Annotated in this window: 15 protein-coding genes; 7 read left to right on the plus strand and 8 right to left on the minus strand. The window is 56.2% G+C overall.

Features of this window, described 5'->3' with window-relative positions; translation table 11 throughout:
* Positions 1-86: 86 nt before the first annotated feature.
* Entirely contained in the window at positions 87-5,240 is a 5,154-nt protein-coding gene (locus FYZ48_RS11770; RefSeq protein WP_149340526.1) for a protein kinase domain-containing protein, read from the plus strand.
* Here FYZ48_RS11770 and FYZ48_RS11775 read toward each other — a convergent pair.
* Positions 5,237-5,842: a glycine zipper domain-containing protein gene (locus tag FYZ48_RS11775; protein WP_149340529.1), complete on the minus strand. Its 606-nt coding sequence runs from the start codon at positions 5,840-5,842 to the stop codon at positions 5,237-5,239. The genes FYZ48_RS11770 and FYZ48_RS11775 overlap by 4 nt on opposite strands.
* A gap of 361 nt (positions 5,843-6,203) precedes the next feature.
* On the opposite strand from FYZ48_RS11775, the gene FYZ48_RS11780 reads away from it, so the two are divergent.
* Positions 6,204-6,773 (plus strand): antibiotic biosynthesis monooxygenase, encoded by a 570-nt coding sequence (locus FYZ48_RS11780; RefSeq protein WP_149340531.1) that lies wholly within the window; start codon positions 6,204-6,206, stop codon positions 6,771-6,773.
* 3 nt (positions 6,774-6,776) lie between these two features.
* Here FYZ48_RS11780 and FYZ48_RS11785 read toward each other — a convergent pair whose 3' ends face one another.
* The 6 genes from FYZ48_RS11785 to FYZ48_RS11810 all read right to left on the minus strand — a co-directional run bounded on the left by FYZ48_RS11785 (position 6,777) and on the right by FYZ48_RS11810 (position 12,711).
* Positions 6,777-7,625 (minus strand): c-type cytochrome, encoded by an 849-nt coding sequence (locus FYZ48_RS11785; RefSeq protein WP_149340533.1) that lies wholly within the window; start codon positions 7,623-7,625, stop codon positions 6,777-6,779.
* Positions 7,626-7,748: 123 nt separating this feature from the next.
* Positions 7,749-8,810 (minus strand): DsrE family protein, encoded by a 1,062-nt coding sequence (locus FYZ48_RS11790; RefSeq protein WP_187781986.1) that lies wholly within the window; start codon positions 8,808-8,810, stop codon positions 7,749-7,751.
* Positions 8,811-8,863: 53 nt separating this feature from the next.
* Complete coding sequence (locus FYZ48_RS11795; RefSeq protein WP_149340535.1) at positions 8,864-10,114, minus strand: NAD(P)/FAD-dependent oxidoreductase; 1,251 nt, start codon at positions 10,112-10,114, stop codon at positions 8,864-8,866.
* 4 nt (positions 10,115-10,118) lie between these two features.
* Positions 10,119-10,322: a hypothetical protein gene (locus tag FYZ48_RS11800; protein ID WP_149340537.1), complete on the minus strand. Its 204-nt coding sequence runs from the start codon at positions 10,320-10,322 to the stop codon at positions 10,119-10,121.
* Entirely contained in the window at positions 10,319-11,782 is a 1,464-nt protein-coding gene (locus FYZ48_RS11805; RefSeq protein ID WP_149340766.1) for an MBL fold metallo-hydrolase, read from the minus strand. The genes FYZ48_RS11800 and FYZ48_RS11805 overlap by 4 nt, the downstream gene beginning before the upstream one ends.
* The gene (locus FYZ48_RS11810) at positions 11,782-12,711 is read right to left on the minus strand and encodes a sulfite exporter TauE/SafE family protein (protein ID WP_198422211.1); all 930 of its coding nucleotides are present in this window, start codon (positions 12,709-12,711) and stop codon (positions 11,782-11,784) included. The genes FYZ48_RS11805 and FYZ48_RS11810 overlap by 1 nt, the downstream gene beginning before the upstream one ends.
* Positions 12,712-13,142: 431 nt before the next feature.
* Between FYZ48_RS11810 and FYZ48_RS11815 the strand changes: the two genes are divergently transcribed.
* The 5 genes from FYZ48_RS11815 (at position 13,143) to FYZ48_RS11835 (ending at position 23,859) form a co-directional block, all read left to right on the plus strand.
* Complete coding sequence (locus tag FYZ48_RS11815) at positions 13,143-16,139, plus strand: DUF1553 domain-containing protein (protein ID WP_149340540.1); 2,997 nt, start codon at positions 13,143-13,145, stop codon at positions 16,137-16,139.
* A complete protein-coding gene (locus tag FYZ48_RS11820) occupies positions 16,129-17,601 on the plus strand; it encodes a DUF1501 domain-containing protein (RefSeq protein ID WP_149340542.1) in 1,473 nt (490 codons plus the stop codon). The genes FYZ48_RS11815 and FYZ48_RS11820 overlap by 11 nt, the downstream gene beginning before the upstream one ends.
* Before the next feature lie 105 nt (positions 17,602-17,706).
* Entirely contained in the window at positions 17,707-20,583 is a 2,877-nt protein-coding gene (locus tag FYZ48_RS11825) for a PSD1 and planctomycete cytochrome C domain-containing protein (protein ID WP_149340544.1), read from the plus strand.
* A gap of 4 nt (positions 20,584-20,587) precedes the next feature.
* A complete protein-coding gene (locus tag FYZ48_RS11830) occupies positions 20,588-22,051 on the plus strand; it encodes a DUF1501 domain-containing protein (RefSeq protein WP_145041333.1) in 1,464 nt (487 codons plus the stop codon).
* Entirely contained in the window at positions 22,048-23,859 is a 1,812-nt protein-coding gene (locus tag FYZ48_RS11835) for an amidohydrolase family protein (protein WP_149340546.1), read from the plus strand. Before FYZ48_RS11830 ends, FYZ48_RS11835 begins: the two co-directional genes overlap by 4 nt.
* A gap of 16 nt (positions 23,860-23,875) precedes the next feature.
* Here the strand turns inward: FYZ48_RS11835 and FYZ48_RS11840 are convergent, their stop codons facing one another.
* Positions 23,876-24,610, minus strand: coding sequence for an AraC family transcriptional regulator (locus tag FYZ48_RS11840; protein ID WP_149340548.1), 735 nt, complete (start codon positions 24,608-24,610; stop codon positions 23,876-23,878).
* Positions 24,611-24,780 lie beyond the last annotated feature (170 nt).

Here is a 24,780-nt window from a genome sequence, read left to right on the forward strand (position 1 = left end):
GTGCAAATAACCGTAAGAATAGAAATAGACTAACGCTCAAACAGAACTGAGATCGTCGCCTTGAGCGACAACATGCGGGTATCATTATGAATGAATTTCCGGACAAAGAAGAACAGAACGAAGCATCGGCCGACGACGATCAGAGCCTGCGCAACGATCAGACGCTGCCCGATTCGATCTCTGATTCCGATGAGGCTGGCAGTGACATCGACCAGACGATCATCTCGGATCAATGGGATTCCGAAGCGCTGGCTGATGAAGCGCGAGACACGTCGGATGCCACAATGTCTGATGATCAGTTCCAGACAATGGAAGAGTCTGATTCGGAAAATGATACTTATGAAGACCTGGCAGGCAACGATCAGACCATGGTCGACACCGGCGTGTCTGATGAAATCAATGCCACTATTGTTGATCCGGACCTGAGTGATCTGGACCGGACGATCACCGAGGAAGAGCATGAAAGCTGGGCCGGCATGCAGACGGTCAGCGAAAATCCCAACGATCAGCCCGAACAAGGTAACGACCAGACCCTGATCATCGATGAGCCGCTGGATCAATCCGATATTGGCGCAACCCTCGTCGAAGATGGCAGCTCGCCTGCCGACATTGACGCCACCATTGTCTCAGACGACGTGCCCCCGGAACTGGTGGCAACCATGAACGATGCCTGGGGACCGGGGATGGCTACCATTCCGGAAGGTCCGGAAATGACCATCAAGGCCCGGGAAGTTCCCCTGGAGGAACTGACGAACCAGACTTCGCTCGTGATCAAAAAGCGTGACTTCAGCGACAAGATCAAATCAGAATACCTGGAGAATGCGGAATACGAACTGCTGGAAGTCCTTGGCCAGGGTGGTATGGGGGTGGTCTATACTGCGCGCCAGACTTCGATTGACCGTCAGGTTGCGGTCAAGATGCTCAAGGGCAAAACCGCCAAGAACAAAGATCAACGGCATAAATTCCTGGCCGAAGCGGTCGTCACCGGGGAACTGGATCACCCGAACATCGTTCCTATTTATGATGTGGGTAGTAACAACAGCGGCGCGCTCTTCTACTCAATGAAAAAAGTCGAAGGACGTCCCTGGCTGAAAACAATCCGCAAAAATTCCCTGGGCGAAAATCTGAATATTCTGATGAAAGTGGCCGATGCCGTCGCGTTCGCCCATTCACGGAGCGTGGTTCACCGCGATCTGAAGCCTGAAAACGTGATGTTGGGTGAGTTCGGCGAAGTACTCGTGATGGACTGGGGGCTTGCCCAGTCGACGTCTGGATTCCGTAAATCAGAAAGCATTATCACGACTTCGAGCATGGGTGGGACTCCCGCCTACATGGCACCGGAAATGGCGACTGGGCCTGTCGATAAGATCTCACCGCTGTCGGATATTTATCTGCTGGGGGCGATTCTGTATGAAATTCTGACAGGGCGCCCGCCGCATACCGGCAAAACCGCCATGAAGTGTCTGATGGCGGCCGCCAAGAACGAAATCGTGCCGACTGAGAAAACCGGTGAGCTGGTTGACATCGCGATGAAGGCGATGGCCCTGAGACAGGAAGACCGCTACCAGAGCGTGCAGGAACTTCAGCAGGCCATTCTGCAGTATCAGTCGCACTCAGAGAGTATCTCACTGGCAACCCGCGCCGAAGAAGATTTGAAACAGGCCATCGATACCGAGAATTACGAAATGTTCTCGCGTGCCCTGTTTGGATTCCAGGAAGCCGTTTCCCTCTGGCCGGAAAACAAGACCGCCCGGGAGGGCGTCGAAAAGACAACCCTCTGTTATGCGAATACCGCGTATGCCAAGGGGGACTACGACCTCGCACTCTCCTTACTTAAGGAAGAAGAATCCGGACACGCCGACCTGATCGACTCGATCCGCGAAGCCCAGACAGAACGCGATGCGCGTCAGCAGCGTCTGAAAACCGCCAAGCGGGTGTTCGTAGGCATGCTGGCAACCGTGCTGGTCATTGTGACCGGTGCTTTCTTCTGGATTCGTGCGGAGGCCGAAAACGCACGAAAAGCTGAAAAAGTGGCTGCAGAAGAACGTGACAATGCCGTGAAAGCAAAAGAGAAAGAAACAATCGCATTGACACAGGCGATTGAGTCGGAAAAAGTCGCCATTGCGCAAAAAGAAGAGGCGGATAAAGCGCGCGAGAAAGAAGAAATTGCCCGTGAAGAGGCGGTCAAAAACCGGGAAGTTGCGATTCAGGAACGTGACCGGGCGAATGTCGAGCGAATTAAAGCAGAACAGGCCAAAGAAGCAGAAGAGTACGAGGCCTACATCGCCCGTATCGGACTGGCGGCTGCCAAGATTGATGAGAATGCCTTTGAAAGTGCAATCGAACTGCTCAAGGGATGTCCCGAACGTCTGCGAAACTGGGAGTGGGGTCGGTTGATGCATCTCTGTTCGCAGAGCAGCCGGACTTACGACGCCAAGGCGCCAGTGGACTCTCTGGCGTTGTCGCAGGACAATACACAGTATGTCACAGGGAGCCGCGATGGCTTTGCCCGGCTCTGGGATCGTGCAACCGGGCAGATTCTGGCGACCTTCGATCATAAAAATCACCCGGTGCTGGCGGCTGCGATCAGCCCGGATGGGAAAATTCTGGCGACCGGCAGTGAAGACCCGAACGGTTACATCAAGCTCTGGGATCTGGAAACACATCTGCCGATCGCTCGCAAGTTTGAAGACCCGAGTCAGAGCGCACCATTCGACCGGGGACACACCGAAGGCATTCTGAGCATCAGCTTCTCCAAAGACGGAGAGCGTCTGCTGACCAGTTCGTATGATAAGACGGCCCGCTTGTGGGACGTCGACTCGGGTCAACAGATCCGACGCTTCTGGGGACACAACTGGTGGGTCTGGGATGCGAATTTCTCATCCGATGAACGGCGAATTGTCACTGCCAGCCAGGACGGAACCGCCGTGATCTGGTCGGTCGAAACGGGAGAAAAAGGCGCACCCTTCACCGGACACCAGGGGCCGATCTATTCCGCTCATTTTTCACCTGATCCACAGAGCACGCATGTCGTAACCAGCGGTTATGACCGCCGGGTTCTACTCTGGAAACCGGAAGATATTGTGCCCTTCGATTTCTCGAAAATCGTCTCTGGACAAAAAGTCAATGCGCCTCCCTACATCGCATTCGAAGGCCACCAGGATAGCGTGCAGTCAGCCGAATTCTCGCAGGATGGTTCGATGATCATCTCTGCCAGCCATGACAACACGGTGAAACTCTGGGACGTGGAAACGGTCAAAGCCATCAAGACCTTCCGCGGTCATGACAGCTGGGTCCAGGCCGCGACATTGCTGAACGATGGTAAGTGGATTCTTTCCGCGAGCCATGATGCACATACGAAATTGTGGAACATCGCCGGTTATGCCGAGATCCGCACACTGAAAGGCCGGGTTCTGGAGAAGCACGTCGATGCGGTTCTGGATGTCTCCTTCTCGAAAGATGGCAAACGACTGGTGACCGCCAGCCGCGATAAAACCGCCATCTCCTGGGATGTCGCGACCGGCACACCGGAAAAAGAATTTACTGAAGGTCATGCCTTCCTGGCTTCCAGCGCCGTCTTTCTGCCGGACCGGAAACGCCTGGCAACGGCCGCCGTGGATAACTCGGTTCGGATCTGGGACATTCAGACAGGAACCGAACACAAACGCTTCGAACATACGGGACGGAGTGCCGCCATTGATGTTTCGGCCGATTCCCGACTGCTGCTGACCGGCAGTGATACAAAGACCGTGCGGATCTGGAACATTGAAACCGGTAAACTCATCCGGGAACTGCGGGGACATAAATCAGAGGTCAGTGCCGTCGCTTTTTCCGATGACATGCGCTACTGTGCCAGTGGAGACGCCCGTGGACGCTGCATGGTGTGGGAAGTTGCCAGCGGGAAACTGCTGCACCGCCTGGAAGGACATACGCGTCGGATTAACGGTCTGGCCTTCCTGCCGGATGGAAAAACACTGTTATCCGCCAGCGGTGATAATACCGTGGGTAACTGGGATATCACGACTGGTGAAGAGAACCAGCAAAAGATTTTGAAGCACCCCGATGCCATCATGTCGATGGACGTGTTTGATAACGGCACAAAGGCTGTCACCAGTTGTGCGGATGGACTGGTCCGGATCTGGAATTTATCTACGCCGGAAGTCGCCCAGACGATTCATCCTGCCAACGGGTTGATCAACTCCGTCAGTGTTTCTCATGACAACAAGCGTCTGTTAACTGCGAACGTGCAACAGCGGGTCATTCAAGTCTGGGCCCTGGAGACAGGAAAAGAACTGCAGGTTCCCGGTAACAATGGTCAATTACAACCATTCCTGGATTTCAAAGCCCGGGGTGGCATGCTCTGGACGGCGGTCTTCTCACCCTATCACGATTCCATTCTGACGGTCGGCGGTCGCGATGCCCGCCTCTGGAACGGAGTGACAGCTCAGCAGTTGATGGCCTTTCACCCGCATGGCGTGGTCGCCTCTGCTTCGTTTTCTCCAGACGGTAAATGGCTGGTGACCGGCAGCTGGGATAATTCCGCCAAGATCTGGAGTACCGAAACCGGACAGGCAGAAAAGAAACTGGAACAGAAACATACCGGCTATGTAAATACGGTTCGCTACTCACCCCAGGGGAATCGAATTGTGACCGCCAGCGATGACGGGACTTCGAAAATCTGGGATGCACAATCGGGCGAAATGCTGTTGAGCCTCGACCAACCCGGTACGCACGTGAAGAGCGCCGTCTTCTCTCCCGATGGAAAGAAGGTTGTGACCGCCTCCGATGACAAAACCCTGGTGATGTGGGATGCTCAGACAGGCAAGAAACTGTCTACCTTCAAGGGGCACGACTGGCCCGTACTGGAAGTCGCATTTTCACACGATGGTACGCGGCTGATCTCCGGCTCCGAAGATAATACGGCGATTATCTGGGATATCGCGACGCAGGAGAAAAAGGTACTGGCCGGGCATACGGCGTCGGTGGAATCGGTCGTCTTTTCGCCGGATGATTCGCGGGCCTTCACAGCCAGCGACGATGGTACCGCCAAGCTGTGGGATACGAAATCGGGTAAGGAAATCCTGACCCTGAGCAGCCACTCGCAGGGTGTGACCTCGGTCGATTTTTCTCCCGATGGACGCTTTGTCGCAACAGGCAGCCAGGACGGACAGGCCATTTTGTGGCTGACCGTTGACTGGAAAGACAAAGCGGTCGCCCGCGTTGTCAGCCGTGATCCTTAAAAGTGGAAGTGCCCGTGCACTCCATAGTGCGGGCGGACATACCGTGGACGCGGACGGGGGCGGACATAGACCACCGAGGGTGATGTCACAACCGCCCGTTCCCGGACGATGACCGGCTCGGCAGTGGTACTCACGTAGTTGTGTTGCTGCATGTACTCGATCAGCTGGTCACTGAGTCCCTGCTGTTTGAGCATGATCAGCGTCTGAGGACTCAGATCAAAAGCACCGCCGCGACTGCGAATGGCGCCCATGATGACGGAATCGCTGACGCCGCTATGGGCCATCTGAATGACGTCGCTGTTATGGATCGCCCCGCGTGCCATGCGTTCGTGATTTGCCTGGGCAATGGCAACGTCGCGTTCTTCCCGGGCATCTTCGGCGTTGCCGATCAAACCGCCGGCGAGTCCACCGGTGGCAGCACCGATCAAGGCCCCTGCTCCGGCATCGCCGGAATTACTGCCGATAATCGCACCAGCCAGAGCACCGATTCCCGCGCCACTGGCCATGCCGGCTTCCGTATGGTTCCTGGCAGCGCAGCCTGACTGAACTAACAGGCCTGCGAAAATTAGAGTGATACCAGCCCGATACGATAACGCGTTCATTGATGTGAATCCTTCCACACAACACTTGCAGTTTTTACAATCCCTGAACAGTTTCTCCACGCTGACGGGCAATCTTCGTCCCCTCAGTTAATATATCGGGATCGCTGGCTTCCATTATCAGATTTTCTGGGGGTTGCCTAGATGAATTTCTCAATAGTAAACTGCCGGGTGCAAGTTTATGATTTTCAGTGTCCCTAAGATGTTATTTACAGGGCTTTTAACGCTCTGCAGAAAAATCATGAAATAGCCACTTCACAAAATGACACATCCGGACGAACAATAGTTTCAATTCACGGACACATCAGCGCCCCGCCTGCTGACTGAATTACGGTTACCCTGGATACTCGAAAGTACAGGACGCATGCATTCAACAGATTCTGATCCCGTCACCATGGTTGTGACGGCCCACCCTGCCCCCGGAAATCAAAAGGAATGGGAGCAGACGCTGACGAACACCATCCAGGCTTCGCTGAAATTTCCCGGTCACCTGGGAACGACGGTCCTCAAACAGGAATCCCGCTCCCGGCCCACCTATCAGATCGTGCTCAGGTTTGACCGACTGGAGAATCTGGAACGCTGGAAGAATTCTCCCGAACGAGAACACTGGATCTCCCGCCTGCATGCGCTGGAACATCGTCCCCCGGTGATCACTCACAACACGGGGCTGGAAACCTGGTTTGAGTTTTCGCACCAGGATGAGCACCGCCCGCATCCCCCCAAATACAAGATGGCCATTATCATCTGGATCGCCGTCTATATCAGTATCATACCGATCATCAACCTGATTCGGCCCTATACCAGCGAACTGCATTTCCTGATCGGAAGCGCGATCACCACCTCGATTACAGTTCCGCTGATGACCTGGGTGATGATTCCCCTGTTAAGCTGGCTGCTCCAGAAATGGCTCTATCCGGAACCGAACCATTCCTGACAGCTACTTCGCTGGGGCTGCAGCGGGCTGCCAGTCGTAAACGCCGCGCTGTTCGACCGGGGGCAGATGCTCTTCCAGGATGAAATGCGGACGCGAATGCGAATTCACATAGGCGGCGATATCCAGGGCTTCCTGCTCGGTCAGATCGGTTTCCCCCGGAGGCATCGCCACTTTGAGCCAGGCTGCCAGCTTATCGTTTCTGCTCAGTCCCGCGCCGTCGTTATAGGAATCTTTGCCCCAGACTGGTGGTCCTTCGGATGTTCCCGCGCCTGATGCATCGTGACAGTCGGCACAGCGTGCTGCGTAGAGTTTCGCGCCCCGCCGTTCTTCAGCCAGTTCCGCCTGCAGACTGAGGGGCTGCACATGACGGGGACCGAGTGGCTTCTGGTGATTCATTTTGATCTCAGAGCCTGCGGAGAGCCAGGTGATATACGCGGTAATCGCCACGGATACTTTGCTGCCGAGGGGAGGACGAATCCCGTTCTGGCTGCGCATGAAACAGTTCAGCACTCGATCTTCGAGTGTGATCACCCGTTTTTCGCGGGGAGACCAGGCCGGGTAAGCGGAAGCCACTCCCAGAAAACTGGCGGCCTGCGGATTGGTCCCGTTCTCCAGATGACAGGAAGTGCAGTTGAGATTATTCCCGATATACTGTTTAGACAGCGGATGCTCGTGTGTGCGTGCGACGATCTCTTCCCCCAGCTTGACGATGGCTCCCAGTTCGCCGGGAGGGTATGCTTCCGGGATGAGTGATTTCTGTGGTTGCTCAGAAGTCTCCTGTGCAGACAGTGTCGTCAACACAATTAACAGGGCCAGTCCAGTAAGCGGTAGCGTCAGCCAGCGTCGTTGCATCGTCTTCTTTCCAAATTCGGTCATCTCTCACAGGGAGCAGCAGGCGCGTATCTTCCCTACTCTGTGCGTACGCTTGGGATTATACGCACAGAGAGACCGACAGAAGTGATTTTCTTCTGTTTTTTATTTCAGCGGGACATAGGCATAGCCGTCTGCCTGCAGGTTCACCAGAGATGTGAGTGCGGAGACCGCGACATCGGTAAACACGACCACCTGATCCGGCTGGCCCCCTTTGCCGACAAGTGACTGACCACAGACGTAGATCTCGACGCCTGCTTCATGCAGTTCGTGCAGGCAATCCAGATTCGGATTACTTTTCGTATTGAAGCGTTCCGCGTAGGCATCATCATTTAAGGCACAGAGCGTGGCATCGCCGTGCAGGACGACCGCGATTTTAGCTGCCGCAGGATCTTTCCCGGCCCCCTCGTAAATATTCACAAAGCGGGCCACTTTTTCGATGGAGGGGTTCAACTTGTCAGCAGGGCCTCCCTTGGTCAGGTCGACACAGATTTTACTCTGATCCCGTGGCTGCTGAGCTGCGTCTGGCAACTGGACGACCTTGCCATATTCCTTGATGCGGGGATGCTGGTATTCCAGCGGTGCAGGCTCTTTGACTGACGTAGAGACCGGGTGGTTCTTCATCGCCTCAGGGAATCCCCGTTTGACGAATTCCGAAACGGTCTTCGCATGTTGTTGAATGAGCTTTACAACGTAGGGGTTCTCTGAAGTCTCAATCACCCTCACACCTTTGGGTGTGTTTTCGGTAACCATTTTGATCTGTCTGGCATGCCGGAAGAGTTCGGCGAACAGAGGATCCCGCATCCGAATGGGTTGCTGTTTTTCAACCCGCTCTTTCATCCAGTAGACATGTTCGCGGATTTTCGCTGCCACCTGGGGATCATCGGATTCCGTCAATGTCTTGACGCCGTTAGGGAGCAACTGCACATCGCGACGAATTTTCTGATGATTCGTTAAGAGGTAACGGAAGTCGGCATGATCCCGGTCATGTGCCTGCGAATGACCATTTCCCTGACCCTGTCCGACTCCCGCGTGACCTCGTCCGTGTCCCTGCCCCCGCCCGGGACCTTTGCCGCGTCCCGGCCCCCGCTGTGCGAGTGCGGTTCCGGCGATGGCACAGACCAGCAGTAAGGCAACTGAATTCCGTAGATAGTTTGACTTCTTCACTTTGACGCCCTTTCCTGATTTTTCACAGATAATATTCCAGTCCCGTTGTGTGATTACGCCCGTCCCTTGAGCATGCCTTTCCAGTAAAGCAAGGGGAGAAAGTACTTTTTCAGAACCCACATGCTCCAGCGTTCCTTCGACTGATCGAAGGGAAAAGTTTCATGGGGATGTTTGTCGTAGTCGAATTCCGCCAGCACGAGTTTGCCATACCCGGTCACCAGCGGACACGATGTATAACCATCGTACTTCGCCGTGAGCGGTTTGCCGGCGATGGCCGCTTTCAGGTTCTTGACTGCCACCGGCGCCTGTTTGCGAATCGCGGCTGCGGTTTTGGATGTCGGCAGATTACTGCTGTCTCCGAGAGCAAATACATTGGGATAACGGACGTGCTGCAGCGAGTACTTATCGACATCCACCCAGCCCTTTTCGTCAGCGAGGGGGCTCTGAGCAATGAACGCAGGTGGCCCCATCGGGGGTGTCACATGAATCATGTCGTACGCAATCGTGGTCTCTTCGCCGGTCTCCGTATGCTGGAAGATTGCTTCTTTCGTCTCAGCACTGATGGCAACCAGCTTCTGATTGAAGTGGGTCTCGATATTTTTGCGCTCGATCACTTTTTCCAGCGTTTTTCGATACTTTTCGACGGCAAAGATCGTACTGCTGCCGGAAGCGAAGATGATCTGCGTTTTATCGCGTACTCCTGATTTACGGAAATAGTCATCCGCGAGATAACAGATCTTCTGCGGCGCGCCACCGCACTTGATGCCTGTTTCGGGCTGAGTGAAGATCGCGGTTCCCCCTTTGAAATCGCGGATATTCTCCCAGGTACTGCCTACCGACTCAAACGAGTAGTTGCTGCAGACGCCCTCTTTACCGAGCGCATCTTTGAGCCCGGTGATCGCATCCCACTTGATACCGATGCCTGCACTGACCACGAGGAAATCGTATTCAATGGTCTGTCCATCACGGGTTTTCAGGCGGTTCCGCTCCGGTTCGAACGCAACGACGGCATCTTTAATCCATTTCGCTTTGGGAGGAATCACGGAGGCCTCGGTACGTCGCGTGTTTTCCTTACGAAAAGCCCCGCCACCGACCAGGGTCCAGGCCGGCTGGTAATAGTGATTCTCCGACGGGTCAATAATGGCCACGTCATAATCACTGAGCCAGCCTTTGGTCAATTTCGCAGCGACCGTAATGCCCGCGCTCCCACCGCCGACAATTACAACCTGGTGATGCACGACTTTCTCGGAGGGCGGCTGCACCTGTGCCTGATTCTCTGTTTCTGCAATCACATCGGAAATCATATTTTCATTCTCCCTGTTCTGGATGTCGGGACACCGCTTGTGGCTCTCGACGGTCAGTGGCTTCGGTTTTCACTGGCTGAGGACAAGGCTGGGGATTCAATCCACACAGGCCACTCAGACAGGTCTGCATTCCCATTCGGGGCAGGATCCAGAGATTCAAGATGAACCAGAGGGCCAGCACCGCGAGTAAAACGACGAGGTCAGTCATGATTGTTTCTCCAGAGAACAGGCTGCAGCGGAACTTGTAGAACAACTGATGGGGCCGGAACTGCCGGTAGTGGGCAGTCCCGCGGTTTCCCATGCCTGGTAGCCACCAGCCAGGTTGGTGACGTCAATACCAGCCGCCTGCAATAGACTGGCCGCAATTGCAGAGCGAGCCCCACTACGGCATTGCACGACCACTGGCTGATGGCATTCCAGGGTAGAAATCATGTCAGGAAAATGTCCGAGGAAACGGTGTTCGGCCTGAGGAACATGTCCCTGGTTCCATTCCGAGTCGGCACGGACATCAAACAGCGTTACCTCACCAGACTCGATCTGGGGCGCCAGTTCGGCTGGCGTTTTCACGGGATAGTGTTCCGTCGCCCGACCGGACTGGATCTCTCCACTCCGTTCGAACCAGCCTGAGACCCGATCGATGCCGATCTTGTGCAATACGCGATAGGCTTCCGGCAGGTCGGCAGCGTCTGCGATCAGATAGACCGGCTGATCGTAGTCGACGAGCCAGCCCGCCCAGGCTGCCAGCATCGACAGCGGAATATTGATTGTGCCCGGCACATGTGCTGTCGCGAATTCACTGGAAGGAGACAGGTCGATCACGGTGGCAGAGGAACTGACCAGCGACTCCTGTAATGCCGGAAGCGGTTTGGGCAGCGTGACCTTGCCGAGCACCAGCGGACCTTCTTTATTCACGCGTTTCATCACCGCAAAGTAGCGGGGCGCTTCGGGCTGATCGGACAGGATGTAGTTCACGAATTCGGTTTCGTCTGCATACTGCAGCGCCGGATTGAAACGTTTTTCATAACCAACGGTGGAAGACGGAATCGCTCCAAGTCCCTTGCCGCAGGCACTACCCGCACCATGGGCCGGCCAGACCTGCAGATAGTCGGGTAATTCTTTAAAACGCTGGGCCGAATGATAGAGCTGCTTCGCTCCGACTTCGGCACTTCCCTGAACGCCGGCAGCAGCTTCCAGCAGGTCCGGACGTCCAATCGAACCGACGAATACGAAATCTCCCGTGAAGATTCCCATCGGCTCATTGGCACCGCCGCCCTGGTCGGTCAACAGGAAGGAGATACTTTCCGGTGTATGACCGGGAGTGTGCAGGACGTCAAAACGAATGTTCCCGACCTGGAAAGTATCTCCTTCTTTCAACAACTGTGCCTCGTACTGGTCCGCATATTCGTACTTCCATTCTGCAGGACCTTCATCGGAAACGTACAGCTTCGCTCCCACGCGATCCGCCAGTTCCCGGGCGCCGGAAACGTAATCGGCGTGGATATGGGTTTCAGCCACCCCGGTCAGTTTGACACCTTCACGCTGTGCCATCTCGAGGTATTGTTCGATGTCACGTCCCGGATCGACTACGATGGCTTCTTTGGTTTTCTGACAGCCCACCAGATACGATGCATGGGCCAGTTTCTGATCGTAAAAGTATTTCAATAACATCATTCATCTCCCTGATGCTGAAAGGTGGAATTTTTGTGGTGAGAAGGCAGCAGCACATAGTTGTTGCCAGTTGTCATGCGTGCCTGCCGAGCGGCTGCAGGTACCAGTTTGCTGCCTTCATGGACGATGACGAACCCGCCGAGCAGAATCAGAAACCCTGCAAAGACGGTCTTCAAGACATGTTGATTCAGGTGGGCATTTAATTTGTGGCCCACGACACTGCCAACGATGCCGATCAAGGTGAAGACGAGAATTGTCTGCCAGTTGACGGACATCTGGTGTGAGACCAGAAAGTGTTCGTACTTGACGAAGCCGACGGTGGCGTTGATCACGATGATGACCAGGCTCGTACCAATCGCTTTTCGCATGGGTAATTTGCCCAGAATGACCAGTGCGGGAACAATCAGAAAGCCGCCCCCCACTCCTACGAAGCCGGTCAGCATTCCGACGCCGATTCCTTCCGCCGCCATTTTCCAGCGGGGGGACTGCTGCGCGGAGGGTTCAAGAGATTCGTGGGCTCCCTCCGGTCCGCGCGCTCTGCGAAACATCACGAAGGCGGCAGCCAGCAGGATGGTGCCAAAGACTACCAGCTGCAACGCCTCCGTGGCCAGACCTCCCAGCCAGGCCCCAGCGAGGGTTCCCAGCATGCCGGGAAGTCCGAAGAAGACCACACTTCGCCAGTCGATTAATTTCGAACTGGCATAAGGTATTGCAGCGGCGATGGAGATCATTCCCACGATCGCCATGGATTCGGCAATGGATTCCTTGGTGCCATGTCCTACGAGATAGACTAAGATGGGCACCGTAATCGCCGACCCGCCCGAACCGAGCAGCCCCAGTGTCAGGCCAATCAGCAGTGAACCAATCAGAATGTATGCCATGATGCTCTCCCAGCAGATTCCATGCAGACTGGCCTGCGGGAGTTTCATTCCCTGATTCAAACAGCGGCCAGTCCGATGAATCACATACACATTATATCGGAACATCGCGACATATCAATATTGTTATTCTGAAACAGCGATATTTAGCGAGGTAATATTTCCTGAGCCACCGGAATCTTCAGCTGATCGAGGTGGGAGAGATACGTGCTGTTGCCAGTGGCGCGAAAGCAGGGCCCCTAAAGTACTAATAAATAGACACTTATGGATCATGGGCTGGTTTTCGTTCCGTATCTCGGCGGCCTGTTACCCGAGGCACACATTCAAAGAAGCCCGGCTGCAACAGACAAGTAGACCGAACTGGACACTTACCGAGGTCTGTTTCTCGAGAGAAACTGTTGGAACGATTCGGGCAGCATGGTATAGTGGAGCTTTCCTTCCTGATGACCTAAGTCGTTTCACCACAACAAGACAGGTATTCCATGGCACTCCGACGGTCCCCCCTGCTCTTTCTATTGTTCTGGCTGAGTCTCGCCTCGACCGATCTGGCTGCGCAGGACCGTCCCCTCGACTTTAAAACCGACATTGCCCCGCTGTTCGCCGACCACTGTGTCCGCTGCCATTCACCCGACAATACCAAAGGGGGCGTGTCGCTGGCGGGCGTTCAGGATCTGCTGGACAACGGCTATTTGACTCCCGGGAAACCAGACGAGAGCTATCTGCTGGAACTGGTCACCTCCCAGGAGGGGAAACCGCCGGCCATGCCTCAGGAAGCGTCCCCGCTGTCAGACAAACAGGTCGCGCTGCTCACCCGCTGGATAAGTGAAGGCGCAGTCTGGCCCAAAGATGTGGTGGTCAAACAGAAATCCAAGGCCGATACCAGCTGGTGGTCGCTGCAGCCTTTGAAAGCAGATTTTACCACGTTCAAACCGGCTTCAGCTGAACGGGGACTGACCATCGATGATTTCATCCGTCAGAAACTGACTAAACAACAGCTGACATTGAGCCCCGCTGCTGATCGCCGTACGCTGATCCGCCGTCTGGCCTTTGATCTGCATGGGCTCCCCCCGGACCCGGCCGCTGTGGAAGCGTTTGTTAATGATCCCGATCCACGGGCCTATGAGAAGCTGGTCGATCGCATGCTGGCTTCGCCCCGATATGGGGAACGCATGGCACAGCACTGGCTCGACCTGGCACATTACGCGGACACGCATGGCTTTGAGCGGGATAAACGCCGCGACAATGCCTGGCGTTACCGGGACTATGTAATTGCTGCCTTCAATGCGGACAAACCGTATGCTCGTTTTCTGCAGGAACAGATCGCCGGCGATGTGCTCTGGCCCAATGACGAACAGGCCACCATCGCCACCGGCTTCCTGGCCGCGGGTCCTTGGGACTTTGTGGGGCAGGTCGAAACCAAAAGCGATGTTCTGCGGCGCTCCGCCCGTTCGCTGGACCTGGATGATATGGCGACGCAGGTCATGACGGCCTGCATGGGGATCACCATTAACTGTGCCCGCTGTCACGATCACAAGCTGGATCCGATTACACAGAAAGAGTACTACCAGTTGCGGGCGGTCTTCGCGGGAGTCAAACGAGCCGAACGCGTCGTCAGCCAATCCGCAATCAAGGAATATGAGAGCAGAAAACAGGAGTTGACGTCTCAGCTCAATGAGATTGACTATCGGATCAGCAAACTGGAAGGGACCGGGCTGGATCTGGCGGACATCGTCGGTGGAGGCAATGGTCTGGGAACGGGTGCCTTTCGCCAGGGGATCGACGCCCGCACCGCGAAAGTCCAGACCCGCGACTTCGGTGCATTAGGCAATGTGCAGACCAACCGGTTTGTCGCATCAGCGTTCGATTTCGTCGATGGCGTCTTCATCCCCGACGGGCAGGCAGGGAACGCGAATATCATTGTGAGCTCTACCGGGACGACGATTACAGGTCTCCCCCAGACCTCGGGCAAAGCCTGGGACATGATCCGCAACGGCCCGGTCGCCAGCCAGCATTCTCCCGAACTGGACGGAATCGACTTTACCGCAGCAGGACACAGCCTGCTGGGCCTGCATGCGAATTCCGGGATCACCTTTGACCTGCAGAAAATACGCCAGTCCACGCAACTGGCTGAGCTGAAATTCACAGCGAAACTGGGTTACTTCGGTGCCAGCGGTCCGTTTCAGGCGGATGTGCGGGTCTTTGTCGATGGGGAAGAAGTCGCGAAGTATACGCAACTCAAACGGGAAGCGGGCCTGCAGCAGCTTGACATCGACCTGCCCTCCTCAGCCCGCTTCCTGACACTGATCGCAACCGATGGCGGCAACGGCTACAGCCATGATCAGGTCGGTTTTGGTGATCCCCGCCTGGTCTCAGCGGTGGCCCGCAAAATGGAACCGGCGGAGAAACAGGAACTGGCCCAACTCCAGGATCAGCGGAAGCAGGTGGCATCCCGGTTGAAGTCACTGGGTTCCCCGCCCCGATTCTATGGCATCGTCAAAAATGAGAAAATGCCGGAAGTGCATCTGCTGGTGCGTGGGAATCCTGAAGCACCTGCTGAAGAAGTATTGGCTCCCGCTGCCCTCGCTTCACTACAGATGCTGGAGCCTGAACTGGGATCAACCGAGAGCAGTCAAGGCGAACGCCGCGCCGCACTGGCGGAGTGGATTACGCATCCCGACAATCCCCTGACTAAGCGGGTGATTGTGAATCGACTCTGGCTCTGGCACTTTGGTCAGGGCATTGTGAAAACGCCGAGTGACTTCGGTTATGGCGGGGGACGTCCTTCTCATCCGGAACTGCTCGACTGGCTGGCAGGCGAACTGCAGCGACAGAACGGTTCTTTAAAAGCGATGCAGCGGCTGATACTGTTAAGCGACACCTATCGACAGCAGTCGCGGGCGGAAGCCGATCAGCGTGGTTACAAAGTGGATGCAGACAACCGTCTGCTCTGGCATCAGAACCCGCGACGCAGAGAAGCCGAAGCGATTCGCGATGCGGTGCTGTTTGTGAGTGGCAAGCTGAATCCGCAACGGGGTGGTCCCGGATTTGAAGATTTTCAATACCAGGACGCATACGCGCCGATCTACACGTATGTGACTGCGGACAAACCTGAATTGTGGCGACGCAGCATCTACCGTTATCGGGTACGGACCACACCCAACCGGTTTCTGACCACTCTCGACTGCCCCGATCCGGCAAACCTCACGGCCCGCAGATTGACCACGACCACGCCGCTGCAGTCACTGGCGTTGTATAACAATGATTTCATGTTAAGGCAGGCCCGCTATTTCGCCGAACGGATCAAAGAGGAAGCGGGTTTAAAAAGTGACGATCAGGTACAGCGGGCCTTCCAGCTGGCGCTCGGACGAAAGCCGACCACGCAGGAAGCCATGCTGGCCAGTGAGTTCGTTACCCAACAGGACCTGTTTGCCCTCTGTCGCTCCCTCTTGAATTCGAATGAGTTTGTCTATGTCGATTAAACCACAACAGAAAGAGCCGCTTCCGCAGCAGACAGAAGTGTCAGCAGCCGCGCCGCTGTTCTCGCGCCGTCAGTTTCTGCAGACGGCGGGAGGCGGCTTCAGCGGCATGGCCTTAATGGCGATGCTGTCCGGAGAAACGAAGGCTGAACCGCACTATCCTGCCAAGGCAAAACGCGTGATTCAGATTTTCTGTCCGGGCGGAATGAGCCATGTCGACACTTTCGATTTTAAACCGGCGCTGGAGAAACGGGCGGGACAGCCCTTTGATCCGGACGGCAAGCTGCAGTTCTTCGCGTCGAAACCGGGTAACTGTCAGCCTGGTTTCTGGAAATTCAAACGGCATGGGGAATCGGACCTCTGGATGAGTGATCTGTTTCCCAAGCTGGCCAACTGCATCGACGATATGTCGTTCATTTATTCCATGCACAGCAAAACGGCCCTGCATGGCCCCGCCTGTTTCATGATGAATACGGGATTCACGCTGCCCGGCTTTCCCAGCATGGGAGCCTGGGTGACTTACGGTCTGGGCAGTGAAGCGGAAGATCTGCCCGCATTCGTCGTACTGCCCGATCCACGGGGACTGCCGCCCGGCGGCATCATCAACTGGGGCGCCGGATTTCTGCCCGCGGTGCACCAGGCGACGACACTCGATACATCTAATCCCCGGCAGCCGATTGCCGACCTCTTTCCTCCGGATGAATTCGCAGCACAGACCAAACAGAGCGAACAGCCGGGACTCGACTTCCTCCAGAAACTGAATCGCCTGCATCAGCAACCCCGTTCCGGGAACAGTGAACTGGATGCGCGAATCAAGGCGTATGAGATGGCAGCCCGCCTGCAGTTAAGTGCACCGGAGGTGACCGACCTCGCCTCTGAGACGACCGCGACCCGCGACCTGTATGATGTGGATCATCCCGAAATCGGTCCCTTCGGACGACAGTGTCTGCTGGCGCGGAGACTGGCGGAACGGGGCGTGCGGTTCGTGCAGATTTACTGCGGTGCGGAGAACACAACCGCCAAGAAGATTCGTCCCAACTGGGACAGCCACGAAGACCTGGTCCGCGACCACGGATACTGGGGCGCGGTGCTCGATACCGGAGCCGCAGCGTTGCTGCAGGATCTGAAGCAGCGAGGCATGCTGGACGACACGCTCGTTATCTGTACTACCGAGTTTGGTCGACAACCCGCGGGTCAGGGGAAACAGAGCAAGGGCCGCGACCATAACGCGGGTGCCTTTACGTCCTGGCTGGCGGGCGGGGGCATCAAAGGGGGCGTCGGTTATGGGGCCACCGATGAGCTGGGCTTCAAAGCGGTTGAATCGCCGGCGTACAGCTATGATCTGCACGCCACGGCCCTGCATCTTTTGGGGATCGATCACACGAAACTGACGTTTTATCATAACGGAATCGAACGTCGCCTGACCGACGTGCATGGTCACGTCATTCAGGAACTGCTGTCCTGATGTATTTTTGTCTTGAATGACCTGTTCTTTTGCAGTAGAATCTAAATATTATTAAGTAAATCGCCGCGCTTACCTGAAACCTCACTCCCACCTGCCTGCATCAATATGAATTTCAAGCGATGTGCTCTACTCTTGTTTCTGCTCCTGCTGAGCTCCTTTTCCGCACAAACCGGCTCCGCTGAGGAGAAAAAAACGCCGGTTTTCGAATCGGACATTCAGCCCATTTTTTCCGCCAAGTGCGGCAAATGTCACTGGGATAAGGTCCGTAAGGGGGGACTGGATCTCTCCCGCATCGAAGGTCTGCATAAAGGGGGCGAATCGGGTGAATCATCGCTGGCCGAATCTGTCGATGAGAGCCTGTTGTGGATCATGATCGATGGCGGCGGCATGCCTCCCGATGATTCACCACAGTTGACCGAAGACGAGCTGGCACTGATCCGCAAATGGCTCAAAACGGGAGCCCAGACAGAAAAGCCGATTCAACTGGAAGAAGAAAAGCTCAACCAGCACGATGTGCTGCCGATTGTCTTGCTGCGGTGCACCGCCTGTCATGGCGCGGAACTCAAACGGGGCGGCCTCGATCTGCGCACGCCGGCCAGCATGCAGAAAGGGGGCGAACATGGTCCCGCTTTTGTCGCAGGCAAACCGGAAGAGAGTCTGATGATCCAGCGGATTGAAAGCCAGGCCTGTCCGCCGCGTGAGCTGCTGCTCAAGTTCTTTGTTCGCAGACCGCCTGAATCGGAAGTCGAGAAACTGAAGAACTGGATTGCCGCCGGTGCTCCGGTGGCTGATATCGAGCCCGACGTCGCCACCACGGGACCGGATCCCCTGGTGACTGCAGAAGATCGCGAGCACTGGGCCTTTCAACCACCCCAAGCACCGCAAGGTGTGAAGTCCATCGATGAATTAATCCAGAAACAACTCAAGGCACACGAACTGGATTTTTCCCCGGAAGCGGACCGCGACACCTTAATCCGACGTGCCTATGTCGATCTGATCGGCATGCCCCCTGCCGTTGAAGAATGGAAGTACTGGCGAACCAGCGACGATCCGCACTGGTATCAGACAATGATCGATCAGTTGCTGGCGTCACCCCACTATGGAGAACGCTGGGGACGTTACTGGCTGGATGTCGCCGGCTATGCTGATTCTGAAGGGGGTGTCTCCTCTGATCCACTGCGGGCCGTCGCCTGGAAGTACCGCGATTACGTCATCGACGCCTTCAACAAAGACAAACCTTACGATCGCTTCCTGCTGGAACAGATTGCCGGCGATGAACTGCTCGACGTGCAGAAAGCTCCTGAAGTCACGCAGGAAATGGTCGACAACCTGGTCGCAACCGGATTCCTGCGAATGGGCATCGACCAGACCGGTTCCCGCACGATGAACTTCGTCCCGGAACGACTGGGAGTGATCGACGACGCGATTAACGTCATGGGCTCAGGTGTCATGGGACTGACCATGGAATGTGCCCGCTGTCATTCGCATAAGTATGATCCAATTCCCCACCGGGATTATTACCGGTTCAAAGCGGTCTTCCAGGGAGCACTGGACGAATACGACTGGCTTACATTCAAGAATCGTTCGCTGGAGCTGGGCACATCGGAACAGAAACAACGGGTCAAACAGACCAATCCGGTCCTCAACAAAGAGCTGAAGCAGCTCGCCGCCCAGCGCAGAAAGGCGGAAGCAGATCTGCAGCTGGAACTGCTCAAGCAGCATTATCCGGAGCAGAGTGAAGAGGATCGCCAGAAAACGCTGCGGGCCCTGAAAATCGCCGACAATAACCGGACGCAGGAGCAGCGGATCCTGGTCGAAAAACTGAGAACCGCTGAGCTCATGCCGGAAACGGCCTGGAATGACGCGGTGCAGGCAGCCAAACAGCGACTGAAGGAGACCGATCAGGAGACAGCACGCGTGCAGGCGAAGATGGAACCGCCTTTGACGATTCGTGCACTCTGGGATCGCGGACGCCCTTCCCCCACGTATATCCTGAGACGCGGAGAACACGCGCAACCGGGCGAACTGGTTGGCCCGGGGGCACCTGCGGTGCTGGATCCACCGGGAACGCCGTTCGTCGTCAAGCCCCCCTTCCCCGAGGGCACTCCGAAAACCGGTCGTCGTCTGGCACTGGCCCGCTGGTTGACGCGGGACGATCATCCGCTGACCGCGCGGGTCATGGTAAACCGCATCTGGTATCACCATTTTGGAACCGGCCTGGTCAAATCGCTGGAGAATTTCGGCGTCAAAGGGGAACGTCCTTCGCATCCCGAACTGCTGGACTGGCTGGCCGTCCGCTTCGTCGAAGAGGGTTGGAGCATCAAAGAGCTGCACCGCCTGATTATGAACTCCCGAACCTATCGCCAGTCGAGTCAGATTACTGACGCGATTCAGAAACACGATCCGCAGAATCGCCTGCTGTCACATTTCCCGCTGCGGCGGATGAATGCGGAAGCACTCCGCGATTCCCTGCTGTTTATTTCCGGCAAACTGGATGACGATGCCGGCGGTCCTCCCGATTCAGTCAGCGTCGATCAGAATGGTCTGGTAAGCGCAAACGCGACCGCCGAGGGGGGCTGGAGACGCAGTATCTATCTGCAATACCGACGAACGCAGATTCCGACGATGCTGGACACCTTCGATTATCCCGAAATGGGCCCCAACTGTGTCACGCGGAGTATTTCCACGGTATCGCCCCAGTCACTGATGCTGATGAACAATGAACGGGTCCGCGACCTGGCAGTGGCCTTTGCGGACCGGGTTCAGCAGACACTGGCGAAACAGAACCTGGACTCCCCGGCAGCCCGCGTTGCGCTGGTTTACGAAATGGCTCTGTGTCGTCCCCCCAGTGAAACCGAACGTAAACTGGGGGTTGCGACTCTCAAGAAACTGGAGACCAGCTGGAACGAAAATTCCCAGGCGGCCCTGGAGACGTATTGCCATACGATCCTGAATTCCGCTGCATTCCTTTATATTGACTAGTACGATGAAGCATTCTTCCGAACCACTGCAGACACGTCGTGACTTTTTTGCCCGGACCAGTGATGGCATCATGGGCGCAGCGCTGACACACCTGTTCTGCCAGGATTTTTTTGGCGGAACCCAGGCACTCGCATCTGAGTCAGAACACGCGCCACAACAGTACGACCTGAAACCGAAGGAACCGCACCATCCGCCCAAAGCGACATCGGTGATCCACCTGTTTATGAACGGGGGGCCGAGCCAGATGGATCTGTTCGATCCCAAGCCGGTGCTCGACAAGATGGATGGCAAACCCTACCCGGGGAACATCGAAGACCTGGGGAACTCGAACACGAGTAGTATCGGAGAAATGCTGGGCGGACAATACAAGTTCGCCCGACACGGGGAATCGGGAATGTGGATGGCCGACGTCCTGCCGGAAACTGCGAAGATGACTGACGAACTCTGTCTGCTCAATTCGATGTGGACCGACCACCCCAACCACGACAATGCCCTGTATAAAATTCACAGCGGGCGGCTGTTCATGGGCTATCCCACGTTTGGTTCCTGGACCGTCTACGGGCTGGGCACCGAAAATCAGAATCTGCCTGCGTATGTCGTGCTGACCGATCCCCTGGGGGCTCCCAAGAACGGTACCCGTAACTGGACAGCCGGCTTTCTGCCTCCGACTTACCAGGGAACGCGGCTGCGTCCGACCGGTTCGCCGATCCTGAATCTGAAACCTCAGTACGAACAACCTTCGGCGGTGACCGAGTCCGCACAGAAACTGCTGAACCAGTTGGATGAGATTCATCGCAAAGAGCGTCCTTATAATCCGCTGCTGGATGCCCGCATCGAATCGTATAGCCTGGCAGCGCGGATGCAGATGTCAGCCACCGAAGCCCTTGACCTTTCCAAAGAGACGAAACCCACACTGGAGCAGTATGGTATCGGCGAGAAAGCGACCGACTCGTATGGTCGCCGCTGCCTGCTGGCCCGCCGTCTGGTGGAACGGGGCGTCCGGTTTGTGCAGATCTTCCTGGAAGAACAACCGTGGGACAGTCACGCCGACCTGAATGCCAACCATCGCCTGATGTGCGAACGCACGGACAAACCGGTGGCTGGACTGCTGCGTGACCTGAAACAGCGGGGACTGCTCGATAATACGCTAGTCATCTGGGGCGGTGAATTTGGACGAACGCCGACTACGCAGAAATCATCGAACGGATATTCAGGCCGCGATCACAACATGCAGGCCTTCACTTCCTGGATGGCCGGCGGTGGCGTGAAAGGGGGCACGACCTACGGCGTCACCGATGATTTCGGACACAGCGTCGTCGAGAATCCGGTGAGCGTGCATGACTTCCATGCGACCATTCTACACCTGCTGGGACTGCATCATCAGAAACTCCATTTCACCCGCAGCGGGCTGGAAGAGCGGCTGACCGGGGTCAAGCCGCCCCGCGTGGTCAAGGAGATCATCAGTTGAACCCATCTGAATCAGGCCTGACCCGTCGTGAACTGCTGCAGTGTGCCGCGACTGCTGGTGTTGCAGTTGCGTTGGGAAACAGTATGAGCTGGGGAGCCGATGCAATGGATGCGCGACCGACGATCATCGATACCAACGTCAGCCTGTTCGACTGGCCTTTTCGTCGACTCCCGCTGGATGAGACCTCGCTGCTGGTCAAGAAACTGCGATCCCTGGGAGTGGTACAGGCCTGGGCCGGCAGTTATGAAGGTATTCTGCACCGCGATCTGTCTTCCGTTAATCAGCGACTGGTTGAGGAATGTCAGAAGTATCCTGAACTGATTCCGTTCGGCACCATCAATGTGTCACTGCCGGGCTGGGAAGACGATTTCCAGGATTGCCTGACCAAACATCAGATGCCGGGAGTGCGGGTCTACCCGGGATATCATGGTTACGCTTTGGATGATCCCCAGTTTAAAGAACTTTTGAAGCAGGCAGCCAGTCAGAAGGTTCTGGTGCAGATTGTCGTTTCACTGGAAGACACGCGTACGCAGAGTCATCTGTTGCGTGTGGCTGATCTGGATGTGCAACCGCTGCCGGAAGTGGTCCAACAAATTCCGGATTGCAAAGTCCAACTGCTTAATGCACGTCCGCGTTCACCGTTGTTGAAACAGCTGGAGGAAACGCCCGGGATCTACTTTGATACTGCTCGCGTGGATGGAACGGATGGCGTGCCGAATCTGATCGAAGCTGCTCCTGCGGGTCGGGTCCTGTTTGGCAGCCATGCGCCGTTTCTGATTCCCGAAGCACCGCTGGTGCGTGTTTATGAAGCCCGCAAGCTCGACGCACCGGCGCTGGCCGCCCTGCTGTCGGGGAATGCGAGTCGCCTGCTGAAATCCTGTCGGGAGAAGCAGGCTTCTGCCGTTACGGAACGCAAACCAGAGCCCCTGCCCACGACAATCGACGCCGAACAAATTCATGCCGGGCTGCCCGGTCAAGCACAGTTGAAACGCTATCGCATCTGGGATTCCTACTTCACGCCCTCGCATTCGAATCCGGGTCGTGATGGGAGCAGCCGCCTGATCGCGGATATTGAGCGCGCCCTGCCTGCTGCCCGCACCGGTCAGTTTGAAAAACTGTGTTACTTCGCGCATGTGGGACTGGGCACAACCAGTGATTCCCAGCTGGAGCAACTGCTGCGTGAGCAACCTGACGTAATACTGAAACCGCTGGAGCGCTGGCCCGAGCTGTTAATCGGGATGATGCAGTTGAATGCCAACGATGTGCCGGCTTCCCTGGCGGCATTGGATCAGTGGATTAAGAACGGCCCAATGCGGGGCGTCTATTTCGCCAGCAGTGGTCCCGGGGCACAGGTCTGTACGCATCCGAACTTCAACCCGCTGGTCGAACGCATTGGCGAGTTGAACGGCGTGATCATGCAGCACACCTGGTTCAAGACCGGTGGCAAAGGGGGACCGGGTGAATCGACGCCGGACGACCTCGTGGTTCTGGCCAAACGATTTCCCGACCAGCAATTCCTGTGCGCCCACGCGGGTGGCGAATGGGAACAGGGCATCCGCGCGGTCCGGGATTGCGGGAATATTCTCGTAGAGACTTCGGGCTTCGACCCGACGGCGGGCTTCATTGAAATGGCCGTCCGCGAACTGGGGGCCGAACGCGTGGTCTTTGGGAGCCACCTTCCCTCACGCTCACTGGGAACCGAATTGTGTAAAGTCACCTGTGCCCAGATTACCGAACAGGAGAAATTCCTGATCCTGGGTGAGAACTATCGGCGGTTGCTGGCGGCGCAGGGTGCGAAAGCAGACTGATGACAGCTGAGCTCTATCATTCTGCCCGACGTCCCGTGCGGCGATAATCCTGAGGCGTCATGCCGGTTGTACTGCGGAACTGACGTGTGAAGGCACTCTGGTCGGCATAGCCGACATTCAGGGCGATCGCAGAGATGGGAGCGTCCGTCTCACATAACTGCTGCTGAGCCAGATCGATGCGGAGTTTCAAGAGCCACTGGCTGGCATTCAGTCCGAACACGCGACGGATTCGGCGGTCGAACTGATAGCGGGACATCTGTGCCTGCGCAGCCAGTTCCGGAATGGACGGGGGTTCAGCCAGATGCTGTTCGGCATATTGAATGGCGGTGGCAACGTGCTGATATTCTGCGGTCGCGTAGTCCGGCAGTTGCAGGTCTTTGGAAACGCCGACCAGTCCGACCACGGTGCCCCGGCGGTTCTTGAGGGGCAGCTTGGTCGTCAGGCACCAGCCCACTTCGCGCGAGGGGTAGACGTGCAGTTCGAGTTGGGAAAGCAAGGGTTTCCCGGTTTTGAGCACGCGCTGATCCTGTTCCTGAAAACGGTTTCCCAGCGGCGACCGAAAGACTTCACAGGGAGTCCGTCCCAGCAGTTGAGCCTTGGTTTGCATGCCACACCGCTGCTGCAGCGTGGTGTTCACAACCAGATAGGCCCCACTCCTGTCCTTGATGAAATAGACGATATCAGGCAGATGATCGAAAAGTGCTTCGCCGGTAAACGGCTCATCCAGTTGCTGCAGTAATTCGTGGATCATTGTCGTTCTCTCGGATCCAGATCTCTAAAAACTCGATTATGCGCATTTTCAAGTCTGTCGTCGAGGGACCGACTATACAGTTCACCCGCGAAACGGGTATGCTGATTCTGGATTAACCGCATTCAGAGTCCCCCGGAACAAGGAGACGACGCGTGACCGAAGAGAGCCGA

This window comes from Gimesia chilikensis, assembly GCF_008329715.1.
Lineage (GTDB): Bacteria > Planctomycetota > Planctomycetia > Planctomycetales > Planctomycetaceae > Gimesia > Gimesia chilikensis.